The organism is Mariniflexile sp. AS56 (assembly GCF_030552475.1).
Taxonomy (GTDB): domain Bacteria; phylum Bacteroidota; class Bacteroidia; order Flavobacteriales; family Flavobacteriaceae; genus Mariniflexile.
The window spans coordinates 214,999-226,184 of record NZ_JAUPED010000006.1 but is presented as its reverse complement, the minus strand read 5'-3'; the positions used below and the strand labels follow the sequence as shown (position 1 = coordinate 226,184).

The window sequence follows — 11,186 nt, the reverse complement described above, 5'->3', positions numbered from 1 at the left end:
GGGGTACCAGCTTAATAAACACGTTACTTTTTTTTTAAAATGATTGGTGCAATTTAACAGCACCAACTTGAAACCTTTAAGATTATAGAGGTTAAATTTAAGAAACAATTTTTTCAATAATAGAGTTTCCGAATTATTTATTATTTAGTTTTTTACACCCTAGTACAAAAAACGGCTAGACAATACCACTCACAGCGGATTAAAGTGAGCATAATTAAATTATCAAAACTCATTGTATTTCATGTATTTAAAGCCGTAAATGATCTGGTTCAAATTATTCACTTTTAATGGTTATCATCATCCGTCCCATCCAACCACATACAAATCACATCAAACTCCATAAAATGATTTCCTTTAACAAATACAACCTCCTAATTACACCAAAAACACAGACATACTAAGCGCTCCATGAGCTCCTATAACCAAAGATTGTTCGATATCTGCAGTTTTGGAAGGCCCTGATATAAAGACCCCAAAATCTGTTTGATCACACGATAATTTCCTATATGCCTGATGCATAAAAGTAACAATAGCGTCCTTTCTTAGAACAACTACCAAGTGCTTGGTTATAAATGGTAACACCCGCATAGGCAATTGACTATCCTTAATCCAAACGGCTCCATTTTCGGCAACTCCTAAACCACTTTCCAAGATTAGTATATCTAAATCTTCCAAATCATGTGGTTTATTAATGGCATCAAGGTTGATGGTATTAAAACCGTCGGTTCCTTTTAATGTCGAAAAATTGACTTTAGATTCTGGAAACATAGCGCTAACTTGTTCTGTCACATTTTGGTTTGAAGTTGCTTCAAACACTTGGCCACCTGCTATCTCTACTTTCATCGTAAATTCAGTTTTAACGTGTTTCCAATCCATGAATAATTCAAGTGTGATAACCGGTTCTTCTATAAACTCTGGTTTATGCGCTTTTATTCTTGATAAAATATGATCTCTACTACTCATTTTTTTTTCGTTTTTTATACCATTCATCAAAACTTTCTGTAGGTCCTAAAGGTAAATCTCGTTCTTTCCCCCAAACATTTGGTTTGGAGTTTATAACACCTTTAGGTAAATTTCTTAAAGACCAACGTGCTACCTTCCCAACCTTTTCAAATTGTAATGGTTTTGAGAACAAATTCCCCATCATTTTCATAGACGTCTTTTTAATAATAGGTTGTGGTGTTTCTTTAGTAATTAATTGACGCCACTTATATAATTGAGAATGAATATCAATTTTTACAGGACACACATCGGAACAAGAACCACATAAGGTAGATGCAAATGGTAAACTACTGTGCTTTTTTAAATCTTTTCCTGGTGAAAGAATAGAACCGATGGGACCAGGAATGGTCGCATCATAACTATGCCCTCCACTTCGTCTATATATAGGGCATGTATTCATACAAGCACCACAGCGAATACAGTGTAATGATGCTCTAAAGTCAGGTCTGCTAAGTTGTTCGGTTCTCCCGTTATCAACAATAACGATATGCATTTCAGAACCTTTTAAAGGTTTTTTAAAATGTGATGAATAGGTAGTTATATGTTGACCTGTAGCACTTCTAGCTAATAACCTTAAAAAAACACCTAAATGTGTTTGTTTTGGAATCAGTTTTTCAACACCCATACAAGCAATATGTACGGGAGCTAAATGCGCACCCATATCTGCATTCCCTTCATTGGTACAAACAACAATGCCACCCGTATCTGCTATTGCAAAATTCACTCCTGTTATGGCTGCATCTGCCTGAATGAACTTCTCTCTTAAATGTTTTCGAGCTTCACCAGTTAAATACTGTGGGTCACCATTACAAGGTTTTGTTCCTAAATGTTCTTGAAATAAGGCATCAACCTCTTCTTTAGTTTTATGAATTGCAGGCAGAACAATATGACTTGGTGGTTCTTTTGCTAACTGAACAATACGCTCACCTAAATCTGAATCGATAACTTCAATACCATCGGCCTCTAAATACGGGTTTAAGTGGCATTCCTCAGTTAACATCGATTTACTTTTTACTACTTTTTTAGCCTGATGTGCTTTTAAAATTTGATGTACAATTTTATTATGCTCCTCACCATCTACAGCCCAATGTACTTGAACTCCATTTTTTTTCGCGTTTTCTTCAAACTGAATTAAATAGTTATCGAGGTTTGATAAGGTATGAGCCTTGATACCATGACCCAAATTTCGAAGCTCCTCCCACCCTTTTACGGTATGTACAGATTTATCGCGTTTATGGCGAACAAACCAAAGCGCTTTGTCATGCCAATTAACTTTATTCTCATCCTTATTAAATATAGTTGCAGCTTTTGAATGACTCATTTTTCCTATTTATTAATCAACAACACTGTTTAAAATTTCAGCGATATGTCTTATTTTCAAAGGTTGTTTATTTCTTGTTACTAGTCCCTCTAAATGCATTAAGCACGAAGTATCAGTGGCTGTTATTACTTCAGCTCCATTATTTAAGTGGTCTTGAATTCTATCCTTTCCCATTTTAACTGAAATGGCTTCTTCTGTTACAGCAAAAGTGCCTCCAAAACCACAACATTCATCTTTTCTTGATAATTCAATAATTTCTGTTCCCAAAACTTCTTTTAACAACGTACCTATATGAGAATATGGTTCAGTTACCTTTTCGGAGCAAGACCCTAATCTCAAACCACGTAAGCCATGGCAACTTTTATGAATACCCACTTTATACGGAAAACGAGCTCCCACGTTTTTAACTTCGAGCACATTTACTAAAAAATCGCATAACTCATAAATAGTATTTCGAACCTTGGTTACTGCATCTGTCTGTGGAATAATATCATAGTGCTTTTTTACATGATATGCACAACTTCCTGATGGCGTAACGATATAATCAAACCCTTTGAAGTTTTCTACAAAATTATTGCAAGTACCAACCGACTCATATTCATAACCAGAATTAGCCATTGGCTGACCACAGCATGTTTGCCCTGAAGGATATATAACTTCTACCTGAAGCCTTTCCAAAAGCTCAATCGTTGCTTTGCCTACTTGCGGATATAATTGATTGATATAACAAGGAATAAATAACCCTACTTTCATTTTGAATATTTTAACGTATTTCAGATAACAACTTATTAAAAGCTAACTCGGAAGCTTCATTTAAGGAGATTTTATCACCTATTTTAAACTCGTCAGTTAAAGATTTCCATTCCATGAAAAATCCTTTTTTTGAAGCTTTAAATCCTAATTCTTCAATACTTTTTCCAATAATTTCCATTTATTATTAATTTAAAAAGTTAATTACTATGTACTTTAAGTGTTCTATACCCGTAAATAGTTATAAAACAAAAACATAAAAACGGTAATAAAAAAGACACGTTAACCGCTGCAAAACTGCCTATAGTTCCTTGATCGATAATTAAACCTTGCAAAATTGGCATTAATGCCCCGCCTACAATGGCCATAACCAAACCGGCAGCACCTAGTGTAGAATCTTCTTCGGTTAAACCATTAAGCGCTATACCATAAATGGTTGGAAACATTAATGACATAAATGCTGACGTTGCAACAAGTAAATACAGTCCCATCATACCTTCAATTAAAATAACACCAGATGTGGTAGCCATGGCACCAATGGCGAATATGGTTAGTAGCTTTTTTGAGTTAACATACTTCATCAATAAAGTACTTATAAACCTACTTGATAAAAAGATGGCCATAGCAACAATATTGTAATTTTGCGCCGTTGCTTTGGAAATACCCAAATGGTCTGCATATTGAATTATAAATGTCCAACACATAATTTGGGCAGCGACATAAAATAATTGCGCCAACACCCCTTCACGATACTTGCCGTTTTTAAATAATCTTTTAAAAGAATCGGCGGCAGAACCTTGTGCATTGGTTGTATCACGTTTAGGCATTTTTGATATTGAAATAATACCAAACATGACAATAACTACGGTACCAAGAATAACATAAGGGTTTCTAATAATACCTAAATCGTGTGTTCTTATAACTGCTTTTTGAGCTTCATCTAAGGTGGTGAAAATCAATTCACCCATTTCGTTTCTTTTATCAGAATCTAAAGCCGTTAGAATGAATTTTGAAGCGACAAACATGCCAAAAAGAGAACCTATCGGGTTAAAAGCCTGTGCTAAATTTAAACGTTGTGTTGCCGTACGTGCATCTCCCATTGATAGAATATAAGGGTTTGCGGTAGTTTCTAAAAACGCTAACCCAAAAGTTAAAATGTAAAGCGAGCCCAAAAAGAACCCAAAAACCTCATATTCAGCCGCAGGAAAAAACAATAAAGCACCAAAAGCATATAAAGCTAAACCTAAAAGAATGCCTTTTTTATAACTATATTTTCTAACAAAAAGTGCTGCTGGTATGGCCATAGTAGCGTAGCCACCATAAAAAGCAAATTGAACCAATGCTGCTTTTGCTGTAGATATTTCCATGACGGTACCAAACGCAGCAACCATAGGGTTGGTAATATCATTTGCGAAACCCCATAATGCAAATAATGAAGTAATTAATATAAAAGGAATTAAAACCTCTTTTTGTACTACTGGAATTTTTTCGACTTGTTTCATGAATTGAATTATTTTATGGATGTTTGAAAAACATTATCTGTATTGAGCATAAATTACTTTAGTTTGCAAATATTCTTCCATACCATGTTTACCATCTGCACCACCTAAACCAGATTTTTTCCAACCTGCATGAAACCCTTGAATGGCTTCAAAATGCTCTCTATTCACATAAGTTTCACCAAACTCCAATTGGTCGCAAGCATGCATTACTTTATTAAAATTCTCTGAAAAAATAGAAGATGTTAAACCATATTCATTATCATTTGCCAAAGCAATAGCTTCGTCTAAAGTTCCAAACTTCATTACTGGTAAAACCGGTCCGAAAACTTCTTCTTGGATGATTTGCATATTTTGAGTCACGTTTGTTAGTAATGTTGGTTGATAAAAATAACCACGATCAAAATGCGATGAGCGATTACCACCTACCACAACTTCAGCACCTTCTTTTTTAGCAAATTCAACCATTTCTGAAACTTTATCTAGTTGGTCTTTAGACACCATACTACTCATGTCTGGATTGTTTTTAGAAAATGCGTCTTCAACTTTTACATCGGCTATTTTCTTAGCTACCTTATCCATAAACTCATCGTAAATTGAATCTTCAACATACACACGTTCAGCACAGTTACAAACTTGACCACTAAAAATAACTTTAGATGATACTATGGCGTTTACTGCCAAATCTAAATTAGCATCTGCACACACAATAGCTGGGGCTTTACCTCCTAATTCTAAAGAGACTTTAGTGATATTTGCTGCTGCAGCTTCCATTATTTTCTGGCCTGCAAGAACACTACCTGTTAAACTCACAATACCGGTAATAGGGCTTTTAGTAAGCGCATTTCCTACCACTGGTCCCGTACCACAAACTACGTTTAGCACGCCTGCAGGAAGACCTATTTTATCAATTAAGGTGATAAACTCCAATATAGTGTTAGGTGCAATACAACTTGGTTTAATAACACACGTATTACCCGTTACTAAAGAAGGTGCAATTTTACGAGCTGCCACAAAAAACGGAAAATTCCAAGGACAAATACCAACGGCAACACCTATAGGCCCTTTATGTAAAAAGATATGTTCCTTTTTTCGATCACTTTGAATAATTTCTCCTTCAATGCGTCTTGCCCAACCTGCATTATAATCATAATAATCTGCAGTGACGTCTATTTCAACTTGGGCTAAGCCTATAACTTTAGCTTGTTCCTTTGCCAATGTTTCTGCTAAAAACACTCTGTTTTCACGAATTACATCAGCCATTTTATGTAAATAACTTGCTCTTTCAATGGCGGTAAGCGATTTCCATGCATGTTGCGATGCTTGAGCTGCTTCTAAAGCGGCATTCGCATCGATTACAGATCCTTTTGGTATAAGTGATAAAACTTCCTCGGTACAAGGATTTAAAACTTCAGTAGTTTCAGTAGATGTAGATTTTACAAACTTTCCATTAATGTATTGATTAAATTCTTTCATAATTAGTGTTCGTTAATTTTTAATTTAGTTTTAAATTGGCTATCAATTAGGTCTTTAACTCCTCTTTTGAAAAACACCACTTCAACTTCAACATATAAGTGGGTGATTGAAAACAAAATACGAGTGAGACAAAACTACACTACAAGACAAACCTTCTATTTATCCATAACAATCTACTTTATGTATAATTTAAACATCCACTTAAAAATGGAATAAAATGAATGCATCACATGTCCTTAAACTAAGATTAGCAGAGGCTCAAAGCCTAAATTATTACATATATTATATATAAATAAGCACAAAAGAAGGAGAAGTTTGTTCTTAAAATGGTTTTCATACCATATTATAAACTTGCGCATCACAGGTAAAATACTGGTTATTACGCTATTGATATAAAACGAATAAGCACAAAATGTTTAAATTATACACAAACACGCTACATTCAAACATGTAACCATTTTAGGCAATGCCCTAAATTTACATTCAAATAATTACTAAACACCTCATTAAATGAAAGCTAGAAACGTTCTACTGAAATAAAAACAAAAAAACGACCAAATAAGTTACTCAAGTAATCATAAATAGAACCATTAAAACACAATACGCTTTTTAACAAGCTTTAACTAATTTCAACTATGTTCGTTACCAAGCAATTACATAGCTTCATGCCATTTTTGGTATAGGACACTAGCATTTTAAAAAATTTAATTAAGCTGATTTTTTTTATCTTCGTCGCTCACTGTCACTTATTACAGTTGTTTCATTCAAAATAACTAAGTTTTATGATTAAAAAACTAAAACATTTCAAACTTATTTTATCAGCATTTTTGATATGTCTTAGCCTATCATGCTCTTTTTTAGAAGCACAAAACTTTGAAAGATTTTCAAATAAAGAAGGCTTTAACCAGAATACAATAAATACTATTTCACAAGATCGTTATGGGTTTTTATGGTTTGGCACACCTAACGGTTTAATAAAGTATGATGGTTATGAGTTCGAAACCTACACCACCCAAACTAAAACGAATGGAGCCATTTCCAGTAACCATATAACTAGTTTGTTCAATGATTCCAATGGGGTATTATGGATTGGAACTAATATTGGCATTAATGTTTATGTGCCATGGCTTGAGAAGTTTTACACCATTCCGCTTACTTCAAAATTAGCTATAAGTCATATTTGTGCTGGACCCAATGGTACTATTTGGTTTTCAGGAGAAAATAAATTATATGCCTGTACTATTACAGATGTTACGAACGGTCGTTTTCAAGTTTCAGATGATTTTTTAGACTCTTACACCAACATATCAGACATTAATCAATTTAGTTTCACCAATAACAACTCCATAATTTTAGGAACTTCCAGGAGCCTTAATGAAGTTTATTTTAATAAAGGTACCATTGGTATTAATTCAATAATTGAAAGGATTGTTAATTTTGAAAATTTTGATGATAATAATGTTACTTCAATTAAAACCATAAAAAACATTCTTTGGATAGGTACCTATGATGGCTTATTTAAAACAAGTTTTGAGAACAGTCGAATACATATAATCCGCAAATACAATACAACCAATACAGATACCAAATTACCTTTAAAAATAAACACCATTTTTGAAGATAACAATGGAGCCATTTGGATTGGAACCAGAGAATCTGGTCTTTTAAAATATTTAGAAGCCGAAGATAAATTTAAAAGCTACACCTACAACCCCAAAGACAACCTGGGCTTGAGTAGCAACCTTATTAACTCCATTTTTCAAGATAATTATGATGTTTTATGGATTGGTACAGCGCAAGGAGGTATTAATAAGTTAGATATTACCCAAAAGCAATTTATTACTTATTCAAAAAACCCGTACGATAAACAATCAATAACCGATAATTTAACGACCTCCATTTTAGAAGATAACACAGGTAAACTATGGATATCTACGTATAACAAGGATTTATTTAGAAGTACTAAAGCTATTAACGACAAATCTGTTCTTAATATTAAATTCGACAACTTATCGAACCAGCTAGACGCCATAGGTTCTAAAAACATAATAAGATGTATTTACGAAGATAACAAGGGCTTTATCTGGATTGGCACCGATTTAAACGTCATGGTGTACAACCCAACAACACAACGTTTCAAAAATGTTATTTTAAAGAATAACGGAAAAATTGTTCCGAAACAATTATACCGCAGTATTTACCAAATAGACGATACGAGTTTACTGTTTTTAGGAAACCAAATTACGATTATAAAAAATCCATGGACCGAAATACAAAGCAAAAACAATCCTGAAATAGAAGCAAAAACAATTTTAGATTTAGATTCTAGAATTGTATACCAATCTGTATTAAAAGATAAAAACAAAAAGCTTTGGTTTGGGACGAGTAATGGTTTGTTTTATGGGCATTTTGATGGAGAAAAAATCAAGATAGAAAATCATATTTCAGATGAAGGAACCAGCAAATTAAAACTAAGTTATTCCAGTGTTTTTTCGCTTCATGAAGACCATGAAGGAAATATTTGGGTGGGAACATTTGGTGGTGGCTTAAACAAAATAAGCTTAGATACTAAAGGCTTACCTTCCAAAATAGAATGTTTCAGAAAAAACGATATTTTACCAGACGATGCCATTTATGGTATTTTACAAGAAAACGATACGAACTTATGGATTAGTACAGATATGGGGTTGGTGAAATTCAACACGAACACCCACAATGTTGACGTTTTTGATGTAAGAGATGGTTTGGCACAAAACAATTTCCGTCAAGCCTCTTATTTTAAAGGAAAATCTGGTTATTTTTATTTTGGAGGCTTAAACGGTTTAACTGTTTTTAAACCCAAAAACATTCAATTAAATAGTACACCTCCAAAAATTTTGATCACATCGCTTTTAGTAAATAATAAGGTGATAAAAATTGGAGAGAAATTAGACAACAGCGTTATTCTTGAAAAATCCATTTCAGAAACAGAACGAATTTCTATAAGCCAAAATGAGCAAACCATCGCTTTTCAATTAGTTGTAGAACATACCTCTACCCCTTCCAAAAACAAATTAGCATATAAACTGGAAGGCTTTAATGAAACATGGATTGAAGAACAAGTAGGAAAAAAGACTGTAACATACACCAACCTATCTGCTGGCAATTATGTTTTTAAAGTAAAAGCGGCAAATGCTGATGGTGTTTGGAGTCCAGAAATTAGAAGCTTAAAGGTGGTTATACTACCGCCTTGGTATCAAACTTGGTGGAGTTATTTACTCTTTTTTATAGTAACCGTTTTAATATGCGTTGGGATTATAGTCTATTTTGTTCAACATGAAAAATTAAAACAACGCCTTAAATATGAACAACTTGACAAGGAACGCTTAGACACCATCAATCAAGGAAAGTTTAGATATTTCACTAATATTTCACACGAATTTAGAACACCTTTAACTTTAATAGCTGGACCTTTAGAGCATATCATCTCTGTAAACAAAGATGCTGGAAACACAAAGTATCTAGCAATCATTGAAAAAAACACGAAGCGTCTACTTAGTTTGGTCGATCAATTAATAACCTTTAGAAAAGCTGAACAGGGCTATATCGATTTAAATTTTAATCAAAATACTTTAGGCGGCTTTATTTACCCAACAACCGAGGCTTTTGAAAATTATGCCACAGAAAAAAACATAAATTTCTTTTACAAAGTTAATTCTCCTAATGAAGATATTGTAATTGATACGGAAAAGGTTGAGCGTATCCTTTTCAACCTACTTTCCAATGCTTTTAAAAACACACCCGCAAACGGAAGTATCAGTATAGAATCTGATATCGTATATGTTTCTGAAACCAAAATGATACGTATAGATGTTATTGATAATGGAAAAGGCATTCCAGCAAAAGATTTAGATAATATTTTTGAACGGTTTTATCAATTAGGAAATAAGGACGAAAACGTAAGTGGTGGCGGTATTGGACTGGCTTTTTGTAAATCGCTTATAAATTTACTTGAAGGTGAAATTTCAGTAAAAAGTGAACCATTTGTAGAAACTAGATTTTCTGTTTTAATACCCACAGGAAACATTGAAGATTATGAAGATATTGAAGTTAACAGCAATATAAAATCGTTTATTAAAGATTGGGTACCACTATCTACCGAATACAAAAATGAAACTTTAAATGAAACTACTAGTGATGAATTAAAGGAACATCATTTATTAATTGTCGAAGATGAAGAAGATGTTCAAAACTTTTTAATAAGCACCCTTTCAGAAAAATACAACATCACCATTGCAAGCAATGGTATTGAAGGCTTAGAGAAAATAAAACTGCAAGAACCTACTCTAGTAATTAGTGATGTAATGATGCCAGAAATGGACGGATTTGCCTTCTGTGAAAAAATAAAATCAGCCCCTGAAACATGCCATATTCCTGTTTTACTATTAACAGCTTTAGGTACTAATGAAGATACCATTAAAGGTTTAGAATTTGGTGCAGATGAATATGTAAGCAAGCCATTCTCGATAAAACTTTTAGAATTACGTATCAAAAAACTTATTGATAACAATATAAAAATAAAGGAGTACTTCACAAAAAACAGCACCATCCCTAAAAAGGATATTGAATTATCTACCAGAGATGAAGCGTTTTTAAACGATATCATCCAAATTATGGAAGAGAATATTTCCAATTCTAACTTTGGTGTTGAAGAACTTTCAGCAAAAATGAATTTAAGTGCTTCCCATTTTTACAGACGTTTAAAACAACTTACTGGGCAAATTCCTAATGCTTATTTGAGAAATTTCAGGCTGCAAAGAGCTGCTGAATTATTAAGTAAAAACGACGGTACGAATGTTACCGAAGTCATGTACCAAATTGGTATAGAATCTAACTCCTATTTTTCTACCTCCTTTAAAAAATTACATGGCGTTTCACCGTCTCAATTTATGAATAGAAGCTAGACCGTTTTTGTATTAGAATCTTTATTGATGTTCTTATAAATACTCGTCTTAAGCACTTTATAAATTTATTACAACATTTAAGACAACTTAATTAAGGAAAACAAATTTTATAATAGAACAAAAAACCAGAGACATTAGCGTCTCTGGTTTTTTTGTAATAAACACCACACAACCTTTGCTTATTATGCTCAAAAA

7 protein-coding genes are annotated in these 11,186 nt (G+C 33.2%); 1 reads left to right on the top strand and 6 read right to left on the bottom strand.

Features of this window, described 5'->3' with window-relative positions; genetic code table 11:
- Positions 1-375: 375 nt before the first annotated feature.
- Genes Q5N74_RS09580 through aldA form a run of 6 tightly spaced genes read right to left on the bottom strand, consistent with a single transcriptional unit; the run spans position 376 to position 6,048 of the window.
- Positions 376-963 (bottom strand): LUD domain-containing protein, encoded by a 588-nt coding sequence (locus tag Q5N74_RS09580; RefSeq protein WP_304388565.1) that lies wholly within the window; start codon positions 961-963, stop codon positions 376-378.
- Positions 956-2,323 (bottom strand): lactate utilization protein B, encoded by a 1,368-nt coding sequence (locus Q5N74_RS09575; RefSeq protein ID WP_304388564.1) that lies wholly within the window; start codon positions 2,321-2,323, stop codon positions 956-958. Before Q5N74_RS09575 ends, Q5N74_RS09580 begins: the two co-directional genes overlap by 8 nt.
- A 12-nt stretch (positions 2,324-2,335) precedes the next feature.
- Complete coding sequence (locus tag Q5N74_RS09570; RefSeq protein ID WP_304388563.1) at positions 2,336-3,076, bottom strand: (Fe-S)-binding protein; 741 nt, start codon at positions 3,074-3,076, stop codon at positions 2,336-2,338.
- Between the two features lie 10 nt (positions 3,077-3,086).
- Positions 3,087-3,254: a hypothetical protein gene (locus Q5N74_RS09565; RefSeq protein WP_304388562.1), complete on the bottom strand. Its 168-nt coding sequence runs from the start codon at positions 3,252-3,254 to the stop codon at positions 3,087-3,089.
- A gap of 19 nt (positions 3,255-3,273) precedes the next feature.
- Positions 3,274-4,575, bottom strand: coding sequence for an L-fucose:H+ symporter permease (gene fucP / locus Q5N74_RS09560; protein ID WP_304388561.1), 1,302 nt, complete (start codon positions 4,573-4,575; stop codon positions 3,274-3,276).
- Positions 4,576-4,608: 33 nt separating this feature from the next.
- Positions 4,609-6,048: an aldehyde dehydrogenase gene (aldA, locus tag Q5N74_RS09555; protein WP_304388560.1), complete on the bottom strand. Its 1,440-nt coding sequence runs from the start codon at positions 6,046-6,048 to the stop codon at positions 4,609-4,611.
- A 782-nt stretch (positions 6,049-6,830) separates the two neighbouring features.
- Here aldA and Q5N74_RS09550 point away from each other — a divergent pair.
- Positions 6,831-10,991: a hybrid sensor histidine kinase/response regulator transcription factor gene (locus Q5N74_RS09550; protein WP_304388559.1), complete on the top strand. Its 4,161-nt coding sequence runs from the start codon at positions 6,831-6,833 to the stop codon at positions 10,989-10,991.
- The last annotated feature ends 195 nt before the right edge of the window (positions 10,992-11,186 follow it).

Bases quoted from the DNA above. Each gene is read 5' to 3' on its own strand.
- Q5N74_RS09580 (WP_304388565.1), bottom strand. From the start codon at position 963: ATGAGTAGTAGAGATCATATTTTATCAAGAATAAAAGCGCATAAACCA.
- Q5N74_RS09575 (WP_304388564.1), bottom strand. From the start codon at position 2,323: ATGAGTCATTCAAAAGCTGCAACTATATTTAATAAGGATGAGAATAAA.
- Q5N74_RS09570 (WP_304388563.1), bottom strand. From the start codon at position 3,076: ATGAAAGTAGGGTTATTTATTCCTTGTTATATCAATCAATTATATCCG.
- Q5N74_RS09565 (WP_304388562.1), bottom strand. From the start codon at position 3,254: ATGGAAATTATTGGAAAAAGTATTGAAGAATTAGGATTTAAAGCTTCA.
- fucP (WP_304388561.1), bottom strand. From the start codon at position 4,575: ATGAAACAAGTCGAAAAAATTCCAGTAGTACAAAAAGAGGTTTTAATT.
- aldA (WP_304388560.1), bottom strand. From the start codon at position 6,048: ATGAAAGAATTTAATCAATACATTAATGGAAAGTTTGTAAAATCTACA.
- Q5N74_RS09550 (WP_304388559.1), top strand. From the start codon at position 6,831: ATGATTAAAAAACTAAAACATTTCAAACTTATTTTATCAGCATTTTTG.